Here is a 20,414-nt window from a genome sequence, read left to right as displayed (position 1 = left end):
AATGTGCTCCTTTACTGCCACTGGCGCTGATAAGCACCTAAAGTTGTTTGTGCTCCTTCGGATAAACGGCTCAGCGTTTGATCCCAGTCGGCTTTCACCTGATAAGCCGCCGGTTGTGCCTGATAGCTGTCGATGGCCTGACGCCAGACGCGGGTCACATCCGACACGTAAGCCTGACTGCGCTGGCGGCCTTCAATCTTGACGGAGGCTATCCCGGCCGCAAAGAGTTCCGGCAACAGACTTAAGGTATTGAGGCTGGTGGGGGATTCGAGCACATGGCTTGGCTGCGGTTGGGCGGTGTCCGGGGTTTCAAACCGTCCTTTGCACAGGGTCGGATAGCCGGCTTTTTCACCCGGTTGATAACGGTCAATCAGGATCCCGTTCAGGCGAGATTCCAGCCCTTGCGAGGTTTCCTGCCAGCGGACGTATTTTGCGGGCGAGCAGGCACCGGCTGTGTTCGGCGATTCCCCGGTCAGATAGGACGACAGATAGCAGCGACCCTCCGCCATAATGCACAGGCTTCCGAAGGCAAAAACTTCAAGCTCAACGTCGGCATTGCGGGCCAATTGTTTCACCTGATGAATGGACAAAACGCGCGGCAGGACAACGCGTTTCACGTTGAAGTGATCGCGGTAAAACGCAATGGCTTCGGTATTGGTGGCGGACGCCTGCACCGACAGATGCAGCTCGAGATCCGGATAGCGCCGGGATGCGTACGCCAGCACAGCCATGTCGGCGACAATCAGTGCATCCACGCCCAGAGCGGCTGCTTTATCAACCGCCTGTTGCCAGCGGGTGAAACCGTCCGGATGGGCAAAGGTATTGAGCGCGACATGGATTTTCCGGCCATGCGTGCGCACATAGTCGACTGCCTGCTCCAGTCGTTTTCCTTCGAAGTTTAAGCCTGCAAAATGCCGGGCATTGGTGTCGTCTTTAAAGCCGATGTAAACCGCATCGGCACCCTGATCAATGGCTGTTTTCAGGGCGGGCAGATTCCCTGCCGGGCAGAGCAACTCCATGGTGGGGTCCTGAGTGAGATGCAAATGAATGCGCCACAGCTTAATGATCTGATGAAAACCGATCTTGATATGACTCATTTTTTCCTGAATTGACAGCCGTTCGTCGTGACCAGCGGTGAAGAGTGTCCTGTTCTTTGATTTATCGCAGGAAAGGGAGCGCGCTGTTGGCCTAGGATGGCCGCCGACTGAATTGATCACGAGGAGAATTTGGTGACCCTGAACCCATTGAATCTGATGTACCGGATCGCGCCCCGGCTGCTGAGCCTGCACTGCCGGGTGGCACCATTCGCACTTCATCAAACTTGCCTGGAGCCGGTTTTGCGGCGGATTTTTGCAGACGCACTGGCCGCAGGTGAGCTCGATTTTCTGACCGACAGAACGGTCACGCTGGCGATACCGGATATTCAGTGGCAGTTTACCCTGACCCTGCGTGACGAAAAGCTGTGTATGCTGCCTGCAGTGACCGAACCCGATGCCGTGATGCGGGCCGACAGTACCGATTTGCTGCAAATCGCCGCCCGGCAAGTGGACCCGGATACGCTGTTCTTCCAGCGCCGGTTGTCTATGGAAGGCGATACCGAACTGGGACTGGCCGTGAAGAACCTGATCGACAGCCTGGAAGCGGAAACGCTGCCCAAACCCATGCTGCGAGCGCTGGAAATCGCAGCCAGCGGCATGAGCCAGCCCGGCTAATCTCCGGTCAGATGTTGTTCCCTGTACTCTCCGGCGGCAGGCTCTGGTGCGGACTGCCCGCCGGCGTGGTGTTCCCCCCATCTGCAGCGCGTTTCAGCGGAAAGACAGAGTGACTGTTTCTTTGCGTCTACTTTGCGTATAATTCGGCCATCTTAATCTCCGGGTATCCTGTCAGGGCCTGGAATTCAGTCATCCCATCGCCGTGATGGCACAGAAGCGCACAGAGGCCAGGATGTAACCACAGGTTAATCAGCCAACCCGGCTTGTACCGGGGCACACTCAAACGGATATACCGGGTGCGATCACATGAATGTCGCGTCTGGGCTGACTTAATTCGATAACTGGATCTTCACTGATTATGTCTTTTTTAACTGAAGTGGGTAAACGCCGTACGTTTGCCATCATTTCTCACCCGGATGCGGGTAAAACAACCATTACTGAAAAAGTCCTGCTGTTCGGAAACGCGCTACAGCGCGCCGGTACGGTGAAAGGCCGTGGCTCCAACCAGCATGCCAAGTCAGACTGGATGGAGATGGAAAAAGAGCGGGGCATCTCGGTGACCACCTCTGTGATGCAGTTTCCTTACAACGATTGTCTGGTGAACCTGCTGGATACACCGGGACACGAAGATTTCTCGGAAGATACGTACCGGACCCTGACGGCGGTTGATTCCTGCCTGATGGTCATTGATGCCGCGAAAGGTGTTGAGGACCGGACCCGGAAACTGATGGAAGTCACTCGTCTGCGTGACACGCCAATCGTGACGTTCATGAACAAACTGGACCGCGATATCCGTGATCCGATGGAACTGATGGATGAAGTGGAAAGCGAGCTGAGCATTGCCTGTGCACCCGTCAGCTGGCCGATTGGCTGTGGTAAAGAGTTCAAAGGTGTTTACCACATTCACCGCGATGAAACGATTCTCTATGCAACCGGCCAGGGCCACACCATTCAGGATGTGCGTATCGTGAAAGGTCTGGACAATCCGGAGCTGGATGACGCTGTGGGTGCCGAACTGGCAGAACAGCTGCGCGAGGAACTGGAGCTGGTGCTGGGTGCCTCACACGAGTTTGATCGTGAACTGTTTCTGAAAGGCGAACTGACGCCAGTTTTCTTCGGGACGGCACTGGGTAACTTTGGTGTTGACCATATGCTGGACGGCCTGACTGAGTGGGCGCCTGCGCCGATGCCACGTCAGGCAAACGAGCGTGATGTCGCAGCGACGGAGGAGAAGTTCTCTGGTTTCGTGTTCAAGATTCAGGCGAACATGGACCCGAAACACCGGGACCGGATTGCCTTCATGCGGATCGTGTCGGGAACCTACACACAGGGCATGAAAATGAACCACGTGCGAACCGGCAAGAACGTCAGCATTTCGGATGCCGTGACCTTCATGGCGGGCGACCGTGCCCGTGCTGAAAATGCGTATGCAGGCGACATCATTGGTTTGCACAACCATGGTACGATTCAGATCGGTGACACTTTCACGCAGGGTGAAAACCTGAAGTTTGCCGGTATCCCGAACTTTGCCCCGGAACTGTTCCGCCGTATCCGCCTGAAAGATCCTCTGAAACAGAAGCAATTGCTGAAAGGTCTGGTGCAGTTGTCGGAAGAAGGTGCGGTGCAGGTGTTCCGTCCGTTGCAGAACAATGATCTGATTGTCGGCGCGGTCGGTGTGCTCCAGTTCGACGTGGTGGTTGCCCGCCTGAAATCTGAGTACAACGTCGAAGCCATCTATGAAAGCGTGAATGTTGCCACGGCCCGCTGGGTTGAGTGTGACGATGCGAGGAAACTGGATGAGTTCCGCCGTAAGAGCGAAGTGAATCTGGCGCTGGACGGTGGGGATAACCTCACTTATATCGCGCCGACCATGGTGAACCTCAATCTGGCCAAAGAACGTTTCCCGGAAATTGATTTCCGCGCGACCCGCGAGCACTAATCACAGACAGCCGAGTTAACATGAAGCCCCTGAATGCAGGGGCTTTTTTGTGCGTGGGCGCAATCTGAAAAGCCCCTCAGAAATGAACCTGAGGCTGAATCAGACTGTCGCAGTATGCGCTGTTCGTTGCCGGGTTGAAAAACGCCTTGTCGACTGCGGCATAGCCAAAGGAAGCCACCTGACTGCTGGCTTTGCTGCTGTAGGGTTGCCCCATCAGATCCAGATACGGGCGGTAATCGAGCCCGGTCGCGTAACTCGCCGCAATCAACAGCCAATCATTGTTATCCAGGCTTTTCGCCTCGCTCAGCGAATAGGTACTGAACCCGATGCTGGCTTTTCGGCTCTGCCAGTTTTCTTCGCTGTTATCGGCATCGGCAAAGGCTTTATCCAGCAAATGCAGCCGGGCAATCAGATGCCAGCCGTTGCTCAGTTTTCCCTTGTGCTGCGCATGCATCATCATCTGAACGATCAAAGCCGCCCCCTGACTCCAGCTGCGGTCATTGCGTCTGGCCATATAAGCTGCCGGATCAGCGCTCAGCTGACTCTGACGAATATCGGCCAGCATCTGATCAAAAGGCAGCGACTGACACTGATGTGCATAACCGCTTTCCTGCACGGCTGCGAGGGATTTCGGGTAATAAGAGTAGAAGTTCGTGGTTGCGTGGCCTTCATATCCATTGAACTTGAAGCGACCACTCTCGACATTGTGTCCGACTTCATGCAGATCGCCGTGGCCGAGTACACTGAATGCCCAGCCCGCATCATAAGGATTACCGGAACAGCCATAGCCGCAGGTGGGCTGATCGGCGTTCATGTGCTGCACCTGATCCCACACCGGTTGTGTCAGCCCATGCTGGGTTGCAAAAGACCGGACTTCCGCAATCGGCGTGATGTTCTCCCCCTGATAGCCAGCCAGTGCCCGCAGGGCGCTGTGGTGATAACGGGTCAGTCGCGGCGCGACGTCACTGGCACTGTCCCAGCGGCTGTTTTCCGACAGCGTGGTCAGCATCCGGTCATTCCGGGAATGGATCTCGAAGTGCTCGGTTGTCAGTTCAGCCCAGTCGAACGCTTTGCTTTCCAGCGCGGCCTGAAAGGCTGCATCACTCATCCCCGGTTGCCAGTAAGGATGTTGTGCCACCTGACGGAAAGAGAACGTCATCGGGGTGCCCAGATCGGAGAAACCGATCTGAACCGGCCCCCCGTAAGGTGAGGTCAGGGTGATGGTTTCACCGGCCTGAATTGTCACCGGGTTGGACTGCAGATACTTCGGCCGGTGATAGCCGTTGGCCGGTGACATCGGCTTGGTTGACGTAGCGCGCTGGGTATTGATGAACACCGTCGCAGCCACGTTGGTGTGATTGTCGGTTCGTGTCACGGTAAACCGCTGGCCGGGCAGGGCATAGACACCGGCTGCCCGCCACGGACGACGGCTGGTCAGGCGGACCGTTTTGCTGATTGGCGTGACATGGCTGAAATTCGTCCGGCTGAAGTTGCCCAGATCTGACTGTGCCGGATTGATCTGACGTGAGTAATAGGTCAGATGATCAGCAAAATAGCTTTTCAGAAACGGGACCGTTGCCGTGGTGTTTTTCGACATCGGGAACTGCACCTGCTGACGGTACTGGTCGGCCAGCAGGATCAGGTGTTTCTCCAGGGGATATTCATGCGGCAGCGCAAAGATATCTGTACCGCTGGCATCGACTTGCCGCACGATCTGGCGCAGCGATGTCACGGGCGTCAGGAATTCCAGTTCAAAGGCCGTGATATTAGAACAGCTCTGATTGTCGTCTTCACAATCCTGAATGCGGAAACTGAAATCATGCTTGCGGAAGTGCTGGATCAGTCCCGCGATCCCAGACAGGACATCGGTACTTTGCCGCATGTCTGCGGCAGATGCCCAACTGGCTTTGTCCTGCGCAAAATAGTTCCCGGCACCGCCGACCGCTTGTGTCTGCACACCGAAGTAACTCAGGATCAGGTTGGTATCCGGGGTTGAGTTCCAGCTGTTGGTATGGACATACAACAACGGCTGTTTACGGGCCGCCACACCGTCCAGCGCGGCGGCAACGGATGCCTGACTGAACGGGCTGCTGGTTCCGGTAATCACCAGATCCGCCGATGACAGACAGTCAGCCAGATGAGCTTCAACCGTACACAGAGAAAACGTCATATGCGGGTAGCGGCTTTGCAGCCAGCGCTTCGACTGTTCGGAATGACTGTGGCTGATCAGCATCAAAGCCACATGCGGATTTGCCGGGCGGGACGACAGTAACCAGTCCATGACTTTGTTCATCTGGGGTGCAAATGCGCTGTGTTCACCCGCATCCAGTTCGCGCAGGATATTGGTGCCGAAGGCTGCACTGCGCCGTCCATCCTGTTCACTCAGGGTGGCCAGCAGATTGCCTTTCACACCGCTGAGCAGTGTCTGCGCACTGGTCAGATATTGCAGCGTGAAAAAACGGGAGTGTTGTCCCGGATCATATTCAATGCGTTCGTGACCGAAAATCTGGGCCTGAATTTCGCGCTGGCGGTGTTGTTCTGTTGCGATCAGGCTCGAAATTCGTTGTTCCAGCACGGATGGATCTGCGGGTAAAAGTCGGGGATCGCCCGCTTTGACTGCCCGTTGAATGGCATCTGAGGACTGGCCGTTGCCTGCATCACTGCTGCCGGAGTTACCGGCTGTTTGGTTGCTGCTGTCTGAGCCACCGCCGCATGCCGTGAGCGATAAACAGAGCAGAAAAAGACTGAATGGTTTCATGGGATTGTGTCTGTCATTTGTTTTTATCCTGAATAACATAAACGACAGATTTGAATGTGAAATGCGGGAAAAACTGGCATCCACAGAGAAAAAAATGCCGGTTTTGTCTGTGTGCTAGGCGCTGTGTCTCTGAACAGGACGAAACGAAGAGGGGATAGGATTCCACCTCAAACCCTGAAATAATCCGGACAGATGAAAATGAACAGGATTCCCGCATGCTGAAACACATCCGAGTCTGGGTCGCACGTTATGATGCCTGGTGTGGGCGAATGGGTTTTGTCCCAGAAAACCGCCGTTGTTGTGCGCCGGTCCGCTATGATGAAGAGGATGCCCGCCATCCGGCAAACCGGGCAGCCCGACGTCAGGCGACCCAGAAAACAGAGGACGAACAGGCCCGTGCACTTGATTGACAGTCATTGCCATTTTGACTTTGCGCCTTTTTCGCAGGCCCCGGCGGCTTACCTGAAAGATGCACAGCGGGCGGGTGTCAGTCATATTGTCATCCCGTCTGTCGGTGAGAAGAACTGGCAACGCATTCAGGCGATATGTGAGCAACAGTCGCCGGAAACACAACCGGCACTCTATTATGCGCTGGGGATGCATCCGTTTTTTGCTGCAGAGCACAGCCCGCAGACGCTCACCCGGTTGGAACAGGCATTGGCTCAGGCCGGACCACGCTGTGTTGCGGTGGGTGAATGTGGATTGGATTTTGCCATTGCGGATGCCGATCGCGCCCAGCAAGTCGAGTGGCTCTCGGCGCAACTGTCGCTGGCCAATCAGTTCAACCTGCCGGTGATTTTGCACTGCCGAAAAGCATTTCCAGAAATAGTGACCTGCCTCAAATCCTGCCCGCCAATTCGGGGAGGCATCTATCATGCTTTCAGCGGGAGTTTGCAGCAAGCCCATCAACTTCTTGATCTGGGTATCAAAATTGGCGTAGGTGGTACGATCACCTATCGCAGAGCAAACAAAACTCGCACTACAATAGCTCAGTTGCCACTTGATGCACTGTTACTGGAAACGGATGCGCCAGATATGCCACTGGCGGGTTTTCAGGGAGAGCCGAATCGACCCGACAGAGTGGCTTTGGTTTGTGAAGCGTTGGCCGAACTTCGGTCGGAATCTGCTGCTGACATATCGCGGGCCTCTAGCAAAAATGCCTGTGAATTGTTTGCACTGCCTTCTCAAAAATGAAGATTCTGACATTGATTTAGCTTTTTATTGTGCATCAGGTAGAACTATCGTGTGACCATTGTCACACTTGATGTTCAACTTTCACTCGGTTGCCAACCAAAGTGTGACGTGTGCATTACATGCTGTTAGTTGCCATGCGTATAATGCGCCCGACTCCTTGAGAGCCGAATTGTCGAGACGCCAAAATTTAACTATAGGGATGCCATAAACCATGAGCCTGTTTATGAGCCTGGTTGGGATGGTTGTGCTGCTGCTGGTAGCCGTGCTGCTGTCTGATAACCGCAAAGCAATTAATTTACGTACTGTTGGTGGCGCGTTTGCCATTCAATTCTTCTTTGGTGCATTCGTACTGTATGTACCTGTCGGCCGTGATGTGCTTTATGGTGCATCTCAAGCTGTTGCTAATGTGATTAGCTACGGTGACGAAGGGATTTCTTTCCTGTTCGGTGGCCTGGTTTCTGGCAAAATGTTCGAAGTTTTTGGTGGCGGTGGTTTCGTCTTCGCCCTGAAAGTTCTGCCAGTCATCGTGTTCTTCTCCGCGCTGATCAGCGTGCTGTACTACCTGGGTGTCATGCAGTTTGTGATTAACATTCTGGGTGGCGCACTGCAAAAAGCACTGGGAACGTCCCGTGCCGAATCCATGTCTGCAACAGCAAACATTTTCGTCGGTCAGACTGAAGCACCACTGGTTGTGCGTCCGTTTGTACCGAAGATGACTCAGTCTGAGCTGTTTGCGGTCATGTGTGGTGGCCTGGCATCTGTTGCTGGTGGTGTACTGGCTGGCTACGCGTCGATGGGTGTTCCGCTGGAGTATCTGATCGCAGCTTCGTTCATGGCAGCACCAGGTGGCCTGTTGTTTGCAAAAATCATCAAACCTGAAACCGAAACGCCAGTGGATCAATTGGGCGCAGATAAAGATGATGAAGGGCACGATGACAAGCCTGCCAACGTGATTGACGCAGCGGCAGCGGGTGCATCTTCCGGTATGCAACTGGCCCTAAACGTGGGTGCGATGCTGCTGGCGTTCATCGGTCTGATTGCGCTGATCAATGGTATCCTGGGTGGTATCGGTGGTTGGTTCGATATGCCTGAACTGAGACTGGAACTGATCCTGGGTTATGTCTTCCAGCCGCTGGCTTTCCTGATTGGTGTGCCTTGGAATGAAGCACAGATTGCCGGTTCTTTCATCGGTCAGAAAATTGTTGTGAACGAGTTCGTTGCTTACCTGAACTTCACCCCTTATCTGAAAGATGTGGCTGATGGCGGTCTGGTCGTTGCTGAAACGGGTGTCGCGATGTCTGAGAAGACCAAAGCGATTATCTCCTTCGCACTGTGTGGTTTCGCAAACCTGTCTTCGATTGCTATCCTGCTGGGTGGTCTTGGCGGTCTGGCACCAAGCCGTCGTCACGATATCGCTCGCTTCGGTATGAAAGCCGTTGCCGCAGGTACGCTGTCGAACCTGATGTCTGCAACCATTGCAGGTCTGTTCCTGTCTCTGTAAGACAGACACAGAACGCTTCATCTCTGAAACGCCGCGGCTGATTGCCGCGGCGTTTTTATTGGTTTTGCCTTGATACCAATCGCAGTAAATAACTGGTCATCCTAGCTTGCTAAAATGTTCGATATCTGCGTTAGATTTTTTGATTGTAGAATAACTACTTATCTAAAAAATCCGCCTTGTTCTCAAACATTTTTCCGGCGCTACTTCTGATCATTGACTTACTTTGATTGGTATGAGTCCCTCCCGCTGCAGACCCTGCCAACAGAATCAGTAACTATCTGGTTTATTTTCGGAAAAAAGTCGAAAAATGCCCACTCCCGGCCTTTCCTCTGCGGTATCAGACGCGCATCCTTAGCAGACACTTCATGGCCTTGGGTCTACACTCTGTGTGGGTTTATGGTGGGCGATTTGCAACGCGGCCACCGAATCAACAGGAGCAGGCAATGTACGAAGTGATGATCGCGCTGCTGGCTGGCGTTATTGTTGGTTTGCTGTTTTCCGCACTCAAGCTGCCTATTCCGGCGCCACCGGTTTTATCGGGGGTGATGGGGATTGTGGGTGTGTTTTTAGGCGGGCAGTTGTATCAGTGGATCCTCGAGCGATTTTTCTCCGGATAAATCGGACCTGTGCGGACAGAGACCGTCAATAGCACTGAAATCGCTCAGTCAAAGATTAGGGTCATTCAGTCAACACATTATCCACTCAGGGAAACGTTTAGGTGATGGTTTGGCTGATTTTCGCTTGGTAAGATGGCTGAGTAATGTCGCAGGAGGATGAAACCTGCGTGAATGCATTCTGATATTTTTGTGAATTAGGGTGTGTTTTGGATGGCTGGTAAGGGACTTCACTGCCCTTACGCGGTGAAAAGGATGTCAATCAGGTGCCGAAAGGTGAACCTGAGTCTTCACGGAGTCAAGTCCGCTTCTGTTTCTCTGTGGCTACAATCGCCGATTGAACATCGGTCAGCCAGGCGCAAACAGGACACTTGGTAGAACAATTTCGACTGGAGAAAGTCATGAGCGATTTAAAAACTGCTGCACTGCGTGCGTTAAAACTGATGGACCTGACCACACTGAATGATGACGATACGGATGCCAAAGTCATTGCGCTGTGTAAGAACGCAAAAACGCCAGTGGGCAACACCGCTGCGATCTGTATCTATCCGCGTTTTATCCCGGTTGCGAAAAAGCAGCTGCGTGAGCAGGGCACGCCGGAAGTCCGCATTGCAACTGTGACCAACTTCCCGCACGGTAATGACGACATTGAGATCGCCGTGGCTGAAACCAAAGCGGCCGTTGCTTACGGTGCAGATGAAGTGGACGTGGTTTTCCCCTACCGTGCACTGATCGCGGGTAATGAAGACGTGGGCTTCGCGCTGGTGAAGCAGTGTAAAGCTGCCTGTGGCGATATTCTGCTGAAAGTGATCATCGAAACCGGTGAGCTGAAAGATCCTGCCCTGATTCGTAAAGCGTCTGAAATCTCTATTCAGGCGGGTGCTGATTTCATCAAAACTTCGACCGGTAAAGTTCCTGTGAACGCGACCCCGGAATCCGCTGAGATTATGCTGACCGTGATCAAAGACATGGGTGTGCAGGACAAAGTAGGCTTTAAACCAGCGGGTGGTGTCCGGACTGCAGAAGATGCGGCGCAATACCTGGCCATGGCTGATCGTATTCTGGGTGCTGACTGGGCTGACAACATGCACTACCGTTTTGGTGCATCCAGCCTGCTGGCAAATCTGCTGCATACGCTGGGTGAAGGCGATAAAGCAGCGGAAGGCGGCTACTAAGTCATTCCGAGATCCTTACGGATACTGGTCTGCAGCAGTCGGTTGTCCTGACTGCTGCAGGAAACAGCCCAATACAGGGAGGGGCAGTGCTCGTCCGCCGAGCTGCTGATGAAGCGCGAGTGCCGCTCCCAAGCCAAGTCGAGGCACCTTATGTACTTACCTCAGGAAATCATCCGCAAAAAACGCGATAACATCGCGCTGACCCAAGAAGAAATTAACTTTTTTATTCAAGGCATTGCCAAAGATCAGGTGTCTGAAGGCCAGATCGCAGCCTTTGCAATGGCAGTGTACTTCAATGACATGACCATGGACGAACGCGTGGCACTGACTTGTGCGATGCGCGATTCAGGCATGGTGCTGAACTGGGACCACATGAACTTCGGTGGTCCGATTGTCGACAAACACTCCACCGGTGGTGTGGGTGATGTGACCTCGCTGATGCTCGGCCCGATGGTGGCCGCATGTGGCGGCTTTGTTCCGATGATCTCCGGTCGTGGCCTGGGCCATACCGGCGGCACACTGGATAAGCTGGAGTCCATTCCGGGTTATAACATCATGCCGTCGAACGAGGTATTTGGTCAGGTGACCAAGTCGGCCGGTGTGGCGATTATCGGTCAGACCGGCGATCTGGCACCAGCCGACAAGCGCGTGTATGCAACGCGCGATATTACCGCGACAGTCGATAATATTTCACTGATCACCGCGTCGATTCTGTCGAAGAAACTGGCTGCCGGGCTTGAGTCGCTGGTGATGGACGTCAAGGTAGGCTCCGGCGCATTTATGCCGACGTATGAAGCTTCGGAAGAGCTGGCGAAGTCGATTGTGGCTGTCGCCAACGGTGCGGGCACCAAAACCACAGCGCTGCTGACAGATATGAATCAGGTGCTGGCCGCCAGTGCTGGTAATGCAGTAGAAGTGCGCGAAGCCGTTCAGTTCCTGACCGGTGAATACCGCAATCCGCGTTTGTTTGAAGTCACGATGGCGTTGTGTGCCGACATGCTGCTGAATGCAGGTCTGGCTAAAGATGACCAGGAAGCGCGTACCAAACTGCAGGCGGTGCTGGATAACGGTTCGGCTGCAGAGCGCTTTGGCAAGATGGTCCACGGACTGGGTGGTCCGGCTGACTTAATTGAAAACTACAACAACTATCTGGCGACTGCCGAAATCGTGAAGCCTGTTTTTGCGGCGCAGAGCGGTTTTGCCGGTGCGATGGATACCCGTGCACTGGGCATGGCTGTGGTAGGCATGGGCGGTGGCCGAAAAGTGGCAACCGATACGATTGATGACGCTGTGGGTCTGACCGATATGATCCGTCTGGGTCAGTTCGCAGACAGTCAGACACCGCTGGCCGTGATCCATGCACGCAGCGAAGCACAGTGGCAGGAAACAGCCCAGGCAGTCCGTCAGGCAATCACAATGACAGAACAGGCACCAGCGGCAACCCCTGAGGTTTACCGCCGTATCCGTGCTGAAGATGTTTAAATTGGAGCAATGATGAAAAGAGCAATTATCCTGGTACTCGACTCGTTTGGTCTGGGCGCAACCGAAGATGCGCACAAGTTTGGAGATGTTGGCTCAAATACCATGGGTCATATCGCCAAAGCTTGTGCGGAAGGTCGTGCTGACAATGCTGATCGCAGTGGCTTGCTGAATCTGCCGAACCTGACCCGTCTGGGGCTGGGGAAAGCGGCGGAAGAGTCCTGCGGTGAGTTTCCTGCTGGTCTGGATCCTCTGGCTGAAATCACCGGTGCTTATGGCCATGCTGCAGAGATTTCTTCAGGCAAAGATACACCGTCCGGCCACTGGGAAATCGCCGGTGTGCCTGTTCTGTTTGACTGGGGTTACTTTACGGACACCAGCAACAGCTTCCCGCAGGAACTGCTGGATCGCATTGTGGCGCGGGCCAAGCTGCCGGGTTATCTGGGTAATTGCCACGCATCCGGCACACAAGTGCTGGATGATCTGGGGGAAGAACATATGAAAACCGGCAAGCCGATTTTCTACACTTCCGCAGACTCCGTGTTCCAGATTGCTTGTCATGAAGAAACCTATGGTCTGGATAACCTGCTGGCATTGTGTCAGATCGTGCGTGAAGAGCTGGAAGACTACAACATTGGCCGCGTAATCGCCCGTCCGTTTATCGGTCCGGCGAAAGGCCAGTTTGAGCGCACCGGCAACCGCCGCGATCTGTCGATTGAGCCGCCTGCAGCCACCGTGTTGCAAAAGCTGGTGGACGAGCAGCAGGGCCAGGTGGTGTCTGTCGGTAAGATTGCTGATATTTACGCTCACTGCGGCATCACCCGTAAAGTGAAAGCCACAGGCCTGGAAGCGCTGTTTAATGCCACGCTGGCTGAAATGGACACTGCGGGTGAGAAGACGATTGTTTTCACCAACTTTGTCGACTTCGATTCTGCCTATGGTCACCGTCGTGACGTTGCCGGCTACGCCGCAGCGCTGGAATATTTCGACCGTCGTCTGCCGGAGCTGCTGGCACAGCTGAAAGAAGACGATGTGCTGATTATCACGGCGGACCATGGTTGCGATCCAACCTGGCCGGGCACAGACCACACCCGCGAGCACATTCCTGTGCTGGTGAGTGGTCCGAAAATTCCGGCGGGCTCTCTGGGACGTCGTGAAACCTTCGCCGATATCGGTCAGAGTCTGGCAAGCTACTTTGGGACGTCTGCCATGGATCACGGGACTTCTTTCCTGTAACCGCGCGACCAGGCGGTGAAGTCTGACGCTGAATGCGCAATGTGCCCTGTCCGGAGACAGTCAGGGCACCTCAACAATGATTAAGGAGCGAACAGATGGCTACTCCACATATTAATGCCGAAATGGGTGATTTTGCGGATGTTGTCCTGATGCCGGGGGATCCCCTGCGCGCTAAATTTATTGCCGATACATTTCTGCAAGATGTGAAAGAAGTGTGTAATGTCCGCAATATGTTTGGTTACACCGGGACTTACAAAGGCCGCAAAATCTCTGTGATGGGCCATGGTATGGGCATTCCGTCCTGTTCTATTTATGCCACAGAGCTGGTGAAAGATTTCGGTGTGAAGAAGATCATCCGGGTCGGCAGCTGCGGCGCAGTGCGTGATGACGTGCACCTGCGTGATGTGGTGATTGGCATGGGTGCGTCCACCGATTCAAAAGTGAACCGTATCCGTTTCGGTGGCCACGATTTCGCAGCGATTGCAGATTACGGCATGGTGCAGAACGCGGTAGAAGCGGCGAAAGCCAAGGGCATCAAAGTGAAAGTCGGGAACCTGTTCTCGGCGGATCTGTTCTACAACCCGGATTTCGATTTCTTCAAGACCATGGATAAGTACGGCATCCTGGGTGTTGAGATGGAAGCGGCGGGTATCTATGGCGTGGCTGCAGAGTTTGGCGCCAAGGCTCTGACAATCTGTACTGTGTCCGATCATATTCTGCGTGGCGAAGCGACGACCTCAGATGAGCGTCAGACCACGTTCCTGGAAATGATGGAAATCGCACTGGAATCTGTGTTGCTGGGCGACAAAGACGCAGCATAAATTCGAATCGTTCACCCTTGAACGCAAAGACGACCCGCGGGTCGTCTTTTTTGTGGCTGTGAGGCAGAGTCGGCGGCTCATACCAATCAAAGTAAGTCAATGATCAGAAGTAGCGCCGGAAAAATGTTTGAGAACAAGGCGGATTTTTTAGATAAGTAGTTATTCTACAATCAAAAAATCTAACGCAGTTATCGAACATTTTAGCAAGCTAGAATGACCAGTTATTTACTGCGATTGGTATCAGTCCTTCGCGTTGGCGGTCAGCAGGAATGGGAAATGCCAGACATCTTTCCGGCGACCGAAGGTGTAGGCCAGAATAAAGCCAATCAACAGGGCGGCCAGAACCAGTCCGCGGACTGTGTTGGTCATATTGTCGATTTGATCCGCGGCATGCTGAACCAGCTTTCCGTGCTCCAGCGTCAGTCGCAGATAGCCCACGATCTGGCCGTCATCCGTCAGTACCGGCTGCACAATCTGCTGGCGGCCAATGCTGGCAGTCGACAGCGGTGTCGTCAGGCCGGACACCTGTTCCAGTGGCATGGCATCTTCGGTTTGTGCCAGCGGGGTGCCTTCCACATTATAAATGCTGGCATCGAGAATCAGCGGCTCGTCAGAAATGCGGTTCACCAGTGCCTGAAGTTTGTCCTGCTGATTTTCAAGAATATCGTCTGTTGCTGTGCTGGCGGCCTGCCGGGCAATAATGCGGGACAGCGACTGCGTCTGCTCACTCAGCATGTTGAAGTTGTTCTGATTCAGGCGGGCGCCATATTCCAGCATGGTGATGAGACCAGCAAAGCTGAAAACCAGTACCAGAAACTGCCAGATACGCTGCATGCGTACAGTTTTGAACTTAAACATAGTCGTGACTTCTTTGATCAGAATAACCAACCAATATTGGGACTTGCCCTGATAAATTGCAATAGGGTACTTTGTGGGGAGTTGAAAATGCATTGACATGGATGTGAGAGACCGTGCTGACGATAAAAAAACATACTTCGCTACATACCCGCTTTCCGGAAAGTGTTGCTGCAACCAATCTGGACGTGAAATACGTCTCGGCGGTGGTGTACAGCCAGGCGCTGACTCCGGAGCGGATTGACCGGATAGAACATCACTGCGGTGAGACGTTCTCGGTGATCGCCGCCTGGAAAGTGGGCCAATACGATGTCCTGCTGTTGCGTAATCCGTTGACCGCTCCTTTGATTGAGGCACTGGAAGCACATCGGGTGGATTATGCGCCCTTCAGAGATCTGCCTGATTTATCTCAACCCGGTCTGGCCGTGTTTGATATGGATTCGACCGCCATCCAGATTGAATGTATTGACGAAATTGCCAAACTGGCTGGCGTCGGTGAGCAGGTGGCGAAAGTCACCGAGCGTGCCATGCAGGGCGAGCTGGATTTTGAGCAGAGTCTGCGTGAGCGGGTTGCGACTCTGGCAGGAGCAAGTGACGACATTCTGGAACAGGTGCGTCAGCAACTGCCCCTGATGCCGGAGATACGTGAGCTGATTGCAGCGTTGCATCAGTACGGCTGGAAAACTGCCATTGCTTCCGGCGGCTTTACCTATTTTTCTGATTATCTGAAAGAAGAACTACAGCTGGCGCATGCGCAATCGAACCAGCTTGAGATTGTGGACGGCAAGCTGACCGGTCAGGTGCTGGGCAATATTGTTGATGCCCAGGCGAAGGCCGATATCTTACTTGAGCTGGCTGAAGCCTATGATATTGCACCTCACAATACACTGGCGGTCGGCGACGGTGCCAATGATCTGGTGATGATGTCTGCTGCCGGACTGGGTCTTGCCTATCATGCCAAACCCAAAGTGGTGGCCACAGCGCCTGCGGCTGTTCGCTTTGCCGATCTCGGCGGGGTCTTGTGCCTGTTGTCGGCTTCGCTCTGGCCTCAGAAAATTGGCTGGTAAGCAGCCACTGCTATTGAGCGATTGGGTCCCCGTTTGTGCGGGGACTCAATGGGTCGATAGAAACGCACGGGGTCACGTGCCTCCTGCACAACCGGGGTCTCGTCCCGTGTTACAGCCCCAGCCTCAGTAAGACTTCATCGGTAATATCGTAAAACTCACCAAAGCCCATCAGAGAAGTAAATTCGATTTCCAGCGAGCGTGCCCGGTGCATAGCGACTCTGGACAATTCGGCCAGTTCCTGCGCGATCAGCGCCGTGGTCGGATCCAGTAACGGCACCGCCGTGATCCGGACAGCCAGAAAATGCCCTTGTTCACGTGCCTGCCGGGCAAACTGACGACGGCTTTCTCCGGTCTGAAAATCACTGAACAATTTGCTGATCACTCTGGGCGTCTGGCCGGGTTGCGGCAAAATAGCCAGATACAGCTCATGAACATAGGGCTGCGTGACTGCGATGGGACGCATGGTTTCGCTTAACAGCTGTTTCACCCGGTGCTGGAAAATCGGGGCCAGTGACAGTTGTTTTTCGTCTCCGGATTGCTGCAGTAATTTACCCAGGGTCGGTAAGGGCTTGTTGGCCCCGATTGCCCGGACTTTGACCTGATTTTCAACCTTTTCGCAGAAATACGGCAGACAGTTCAGGCGGGTCAGCAGCATCTGGTGCATGGCCAGCAGCAGCGGACCGGCCGGCATGATTTCTTCACTGACTGGCAGCCTTGCTTCGTTGTGTTTGATTAACCGGCGCAGGAAATGCTCGCTGCGGGCGGCATCTTCGCCACGACCAGCAGTCAGCTGAACATTGCGGCAGTCCGGACTCAGCCTGATAACCTGATAAGGAATCCGCCGTAAAGGTGCCTCTTTGGCCATTTGCAGCAGTTCATCAAAAGTGACTTTGAGTTGATCTCCCCGTTTCGCCATCAGGGGTTCATCCAGCCGCAGGTTCAGGCCCCGGGTTGAAATATCAATGGTATGACCGACGAGCGTGCCTCCTTCCTGTTCTGGTGTGGCGGGCACTTCCAGCGCGACCGGGGTTTTGAACAGAAAACGGGACTCACTTCGCTGCGGTTTGGGATCGAAATATACCGCACGGGTTGCTGCAACCGGATTGCGCGGGTGACGGAACACTTGCAACTGCTTGCTTGGCAGTGCCGGTTTTTCGGTCAGGCGGTAATCGTTCTGGCCCGCGCGGTTGGTTAAATCCTGAAGCACCCCGATGTGCGTCAGGGTCGAGAGGGTATCCAGCAATTCCGGGGCAATTTCCTGTAACTGGTTCCGGTCATCCTGACTGATGGGATACAGCGATAGCCGAATCACCCGCCAGCTGTCGCGGGCAGCACCGATGTGCCAGAACAGCTGACGTTCTTCAACGCGCATTTCCGGCAGCGCGGCAGAATAAAAATAAGATTTGCCTTCATGCTGATGGGTAAAGCTGTAGATCAGCGTACTGCACTGACTCATGCCTGCTTTGCCCAGCGTTCGGATCCGCTCTTCCGACAACAAATGATTGATGACGGACTGATTCCGTTCGTCATGCCAGTGTTCCCAGACATGGCGATTGTGTTCGGTGAGTAAACAGTATTTCAGTTCAGTTCCGGCAAAAAACAAGGGAATACTGCTGGTGTGTTTCAGAAAACAGTGTTCATAGCCGCGGGCCCGCGTTTGAATAATTTTGTCTTCATAGTTACGCCGGGAGCGGTTTGCTGCTTGTTGTCTGCTGGCTTCAATGGCATCTTTGATGGCGTCATTGGGGGCCACCAGCACCAGTCGTAGCCAGGTAAAACTTTCATTGTCATGCGGCGTCACACCTAAGACCCGGTAATTCATGCCCTGCATTAACCGCTCGTCTTTCAGTTGCTTGGCCAGCTCCGGGAAATAGGCCGTTACCATCTGGCCTTCAACATACCGGAAGGCGGACGAGACCCGAAAACGGGCACCCGACGGTGAGATATCGGCGGAAATTCCGTTCACTTCCTGTGAATACGGCAGACTCAGCACCACCGGGGTCGAAATCTGGATCCGTTGTTCACTGCGGTTCAGATGGTAGCCAAACCGTAAAAGTTCGGCTGAAAAAGGGGGGGCGTCTTCAACCTGAGGCGCTTCCGGCTCTACGGCTTGCTGGGGCTCCGGCTGCTGTTGTCGCATCACCCGGAAATTGTTACGGGTGGTCATCAGCGATTCATAAACGCCGACCCGGAATTGATCGCCGTAGGCTTTGATCCGGCGACGATAGACATTCATCGCGACATCATCCAGCCAGTGCGTCATGCCGTGCAGTTCATAAGGGCGGCATTCGCCACTCACTTTGCCTCGCAGATCAACGGGTTGCCTGCACGGTGCCATCAAGCGGTTCAGTTCCATTTTGACCTGCAGCCGGGTCGGGCCGTTGAGATCATTGGTTAGATGCTGAAACAGATCGTTGAAATCCTCGCTGTCATAAGCGGGCAGCAGTTGTTCTATCAGTCCTTTGTATTCGTCCAGCAACATAGTGGTTTTAGCAACAGGTCTCTATCGGGTATGATTTCCAATTGTGCAGTAAAATTGAAAATTGTCATAAGTTTGTGGACGGAAAGTCTGGCCTGGCGCATGTCCTGGCGGTTTCTTCATCATTTTGTTGCTTGGATTCTCTTTTCCAAAGCAGCCATTCACAGGCTTAGGTTATGCAAGGGTTATCATGGCAAAAACCAAAAGAGCTTACGTCTGCAGCGAATGCGGCGCTGACTTCCCACGCTGGCAGGGCCAGTGCAGTGCCTGCGCCGCCTGGAACACCATTACCGAATTTACCATTCCGAAAACCAAATCGGCTCTGGGCGGGGCGGGCAACGGCAGTGCGGCAAACAGCTATGCGGGTGCGGCGACCAAAGTGCAGAAGCTTTCTGAAGTTGAAAGCAAAGATCTGCCCCGGTTCAGTTCGGGAATTTCGGAGTTGGATCGAGTGCTGGGGGGCGGGATTGTCCCAGGCTCCGTACTGTTGTTGTGTGGCGACCCGGGGGCCGGTAAATCGACGCTGTTGTTGCAGAGTATTGGTTCTGTGGCGGGCTCACGTGAGGCGTTGTATGTGTCGGGTGAAGAATCCATTCATCAGATTTCCCAGCGGGCAAAGCGGCTGGGGACACCAAACATCGACCGGATTCAGGTGGTGGCGGAAACCTCAGTCGAACAAATTCTGCATCATGTGCAGGAGCAGAAAGCTGAATTTGTCATTATCGACTCCATTCAGACCATGACAGTGGCGCACAATGAGTCGGCGGCCGGAAGCCCGAGTCAGGTCAAAGAATCAGCTGCTGCGCTGACCCGGTTTGCCAAGACGGAAGGGGTAACCTTCATGATTGTCGGCCACATCAACAAAGATTCCAACGTTGCCGGTCCGATGCAGCTGATCCACATTGTCGATGGCTTGTTCGCACTGTCGTCAACGTCCGATGAAAAGTTCCGGGTATTACGAACCTCGAAGAACCGTTTCGGGGCCGATTCTGAGTCCTGCTTCTTTGCCATGACAGAAACCGGCATGAAACAGGTGAAGAACCCGTCTGCGATTTTCCTCAGCCGCTCGAATAAGAACCATGCCGGGTCGGTGTGTACCACGCTGTGGGAAGGGACCCGGCCTTTGCTGGTGGAGATTCAGGCGCTGTGCAACCAGTCACTGACCGAAGTGCCGCGACGTTTGAGTGTGGGCTACGATTCCAACCGGCTGGCGATGTCGATTGCGGTGCTGGCCCGCCACGGCGGCGTGATGCTGTCGGATATGGATATCTTCGTCAATTGCGTTGGCGGGATCCGAATTGAGGAAACCTCGGCGGACCTTTCCGTGCTGCTGGCGATTTTCTCCAGCTTCAAAAACGCGCCGATCCCGCAGGATGTGCTGGTGTTTGGTGAAATTGGCCTCAATGGCGATATCCGGCCCTCGGCCAATGGTGTTGAGCGGATCCGTGAGGCGGCGAAGCAGGGCTTTACCCGGGCGATCATTCCGAAAGCGAACGCCAGCCGTCCGTTGCCGGGCATCGAGATCATTGCCGTTGAAGATCTGCAGGAAGCACTGACGGCGTTCGAACGGGTTGCCGTTTAAGC

The 20,414-nt window shown here is 54.1% G+C and carries 16 protein-coding genes; 12 read left to right on the top strand and 4 right to left on the bottom strand.

Features of this window, described 5'->3' with window-relative positions; all coding sequences use genetic code 11:
- Positions 1–11: 11 nt before the first annotated feature.
- Positions 12–1,019, bottom strand: coding sequence for a peptidase U32 family protein (locus Q4579_RS00745; RefSeq protein WP_303561153.1), 1,008 nt, complete (start codon positions 1,017–1,019; stop codon positions 12–14).
- Positions 1,020–1,229: 210 nt separating this feature from the next.
- Between Q4579_RS00745 and Q4579_RS00740 the strand changes: the two genes are divergently transcribed.
- Complete coding sequence (locus Q4579_RS00740) at positions 1,230–1,712, top strand: SCP2 domain-containing protein (RefSeq protein ID WP_303560876.1); 483 nt, start codon at positions 1,230–1,232, stop codon at positions 1,710–1,712.
- Between the two features lie 358 nt (positions 1,713–2,070).
- Complete coding sequence (gene prfC, locus Q4579_RS00735; RefSeq protein WP_303560875.1) at positions 2,071–3,651, top strand: peptide chain release factor 3; 1,581 nt, start codon at positions 2,071–2,073, stop codon at positions 3,649–3,651.
- Positions 3,652–3,727: 76 nt separating this feature from the next.
- Here the strand turns inward: prfC and Q4579_RS00730 are convergent, their stop codons facing one another.
- A complete protein-coding gene (locus Q4579_RS00730) occupies positions 3,728–6,409 on the bottom strand; it encodes an ImpA family metalloprotease (protein WP_303560873.1) in 2,682 nt (893 codons plus the stop codon).
- A 215-nt stretch (positions 6,410–6,624) separates the two neighbouring features.
- Between Q4579_RS00730 and Q4579_RS00725 the strand changes: the two genes are divergently transcribed.
- The 8 genes from Q4579_RS00725 (at position 6,625) to deoD (ending at position 14,429) form a co-directional block, all read left to right on the top strand.
- Positions 6,625–6,819 (top strand): hypothetical protein, encoded by a 195-nt coding sequence (locus Q4579_RS00725; RefSeq protein WP_303560872.1) that lies wholly within the window; start codon positions 6,625–6,627, stop codon positions 6,817–6,819.
- On the top strand, positions 6,806–7,603 hold the full coding sequence (locus Q4579_RS00720) for a TatD family hydrolase (RefSeq protein WP_368501946.1): 798 nt from the start codon (positions 6,806–6,808) through the stop codon (positions 7,601–7,603). Before Q4579_RS00725 ends, Q4579_RS00720 begins: the two co-directional genes overlap by 14 nt.
- Positions 7,604–7,814: 211 nt before the next feature.
- Positions 7,815–9,104, top strand: a complete 1,290-nt coding sequence (locus tag Q4579_RS00715) for a NupC/NupG family nucleoside CNT transporter (RefSeq protein WP_303560870.1) — start codon at positions 7,815–7,817, stop codon at positions 9,102–9,104.
- Positions 9,105–9,547: 443 nt separating this feature from the next.
- Positions 9,548–9,721 (top strand): XapX domain-containing protein, encoded by a 174-nt coding sequence (locus Q4579_RS00710; RefSeq protein ID WP_303560868.1) that lies wholly within the window; start codon positions 9,548–9,550, stop codon positions 9,719–9,721.
- A gap of 398 nt (positions 9,722–10,119) precedes the next feature.
- Positions 10,120–10,893 carry a deoxyribose-phosphate aldolase gene (gene deoC / locus Q4579_RS00705; protein ID WP_303560866.1) on the top strand — a complete coding sequence of 258 codons (774 nt, stop codon included), beginning with the start codon at positions 10,120–10,122 and terminating at the stop codon, positions 10,891–10,893.
- 150 nt (positions 10,894–11,043) lie between these two features.
- The gene (gene deoA, locus Q4579_RS00700; RefSeq protein WP_303560864.1) at positions 11,044–12,375 is read left to right on the top strand and encodes a thymidine phosphorylase; all 1,332 of its coding nucleotides are present in this window, start codon (positions 11,044–11,046) and stop codon (positions 12,373–12,375) included.
- A 12-nt stretch (positions 12,376–12,387) separates the two neighbouring features.
- Positions 12,388–13,608, top strand: coding sequence for a phosphopentomutase (locus Q4579_RS00695; RefSeq protein ID WP_303560863.1), 1,221 nt, complete (start codon positions 12,388–12,390; stop codon positions 13,606–13,608).
- Between the two features lie 95 nt (positions 13,609–13,703).
- Positions 13,704–14,429 carry a purine-nucleoside phosphorylase gene (gene deoD / locus Q4579_RS00690; RefSeq protein ID WP_211647257.1) on the top strand — a complete coding sequence of 242 codons (726 nt, stop codon included), beginning with the start codon at positions 13,704–13,706 and terminating at the stop codon, positions 14,427–14,429.
- Positions 14,430–14,669: 240 nt separating this feature from the next.
- On the opposite strand, the gene Q4579_RS00685 is transcribed toward deoD, so the two are convergent.
- A complete protein-coding gene (locus tag Q4579_RS00685; RefSeq protein WP_303560862.1) occupies positions 14,670–15,287 on the bottom strand; it encodes a YtjB family periplasmic protein in 618 nt (205 codons plus the stop codon).
- Between the two features lie 113 nt (positions 15,288–15,400).
- On the opposite strand from Q4579_RS00685, the gene serB reads away from it, so the two are divergent.
- On the top strand, positions 15,401–16,351 hold the full coding sequence (gene serB, locus Q4579_RS00680) for a phosphoserine phosphatase (protein ID WP_303560860.1): 951 nt from the start codon (positions 15,401–15,403) through the stop codon (positions 16,349–16,351).
- 109 nt (positions 16,352–16,460) lie between these two features.
- On the opposite strand, the gene Q4579_RS00675 is transcribed toward serB, so the two are convergent.
- Positions 16,461–18,833, bottom strand: a complete 2,373-nt coding sequence (locus Q4579_RS00675; RefSeq protein ID WP_303560858.1) for a PilZ domain-containing protein — start codon at positions 18,831–18,833, stop codon at positions 16,461–16,463.
- Positions 18,834–19,020: 187 nt separating this feature from the next.
- Here Q4579_RS00675 and radA point away from each other — a divergent pair, with 187 nt between their 5' ends.
- Positions 19,021–20,412: a DNA repair protein RadA gene (radA, locus tag Q4579_RS00670; RefSeq protein WP_211647261.1), complete on the top strand. Its 1,392-nt coding sequence runs from the start codon at positions 19,021–19,023 to the stop codon at positions 20,410–20,412.
- Positions 20,413–20,414: the final 2 nt, after the last annotated feature.

It is taken from the genome of Photobacterium sp. 1_MG-2023 (genome assembly GCF_030547945.1).
Taxonomy (GTDB): Bacteria; Pseudomonadota; Gammaproteobacteria; order Enterobacterales; family Vibrionaceae; genus Photobacterium.
Note: the sequence above shows the minus strand (reverse complement) of the source record. Positions and strands in the feature narration are given on the sequence as shown.

Coding starts and splice junctions, on each gene's coding strand:
- radA (WP_211647261.1), top strand. CDS start 19,021: ATGGCAAAAACCAAAAGAGCTTACGTCTGCAGCGAATGCGGCGCTGAC.
- Q4579_RS00685 (WP_303560862.1), bottom strand. CDS start 15,287: ATGTTTAAGTTCAAAACTGTACGCATGCAGCGTATCTGGCAGTTTCTG.
- deoA (WP_303560864.1), top strand. CDS start 11,044: ATGTACTTACCTCAGGAAATCATCCGCAAAAAACGCGATAACATCGCG.
- Q4579_RS00675 (WP_303560858.1), bottom strand. CDS start 18,833: ATGTTGCTGGACGAATACAAAGGACTGATAGAACAACTGCTGCCCGCT.
- Q4579_RS00725 (WP_303560872.1), top strand. CDS start 6,625: ATGCTGAAACACATCCGAGTCTGGGTCGCACGTTATGATGCCTGGTGT.
- Q4579_RS00715 (WP_303560870.1), top strand. CDS start 7,815: ATGAGCCTGTTTATGAGCCTGGTTGGGATGGTTGTGCTGCTGCTGGTA.
- prfC (WP_303560875.1), top strand. CDS start 2,071: ATGTCTTTTTTAACTGAAGTGGGTAAACGCCGTACGTTTGCCATCATT.
- Q4579_RS00745 (WP_303561153.1), bottom strand. CDS start 1,019: ATGGAGTTGCTCTGCCCGGCAGGGAATCTGCCCGCCCTGAAAACAGCC.
- Q4579_RS00730 (WP_303560873.1), bottom strand. CDS start 6,409: ATGAAACCATTCAGTCTTTTTCTGCTCTGTTTATCGCTCACGGCATGC.
- deoC (WP_303560866.1), top strand. CDS start 10,120: ATGAGCGATTTAAAAACTGCTGCACTGCGTGCGTTAAAACTGATGGAC.
- Q4579_RS00695 (WP_303560863.1), top strand. CDS start 12,388: ATGAAAAGAGCAATTATCCTGGTACTCGACTCGTTTGGTCTGGGCGCA.
- Q4579_RS00710 (WP_303560868.1), top strand. CDS start 9,548: ATGTACGAAGTGATGATCGCGCTGCTGGCTGGCGTTATTGTTGGTTTG.
- deoD (WP_211647257.1), top strand. CDS start 13,704: ATGGCTACTCCACATATTAATGCCGAAATGGGTGATTTTGCGGATGTT.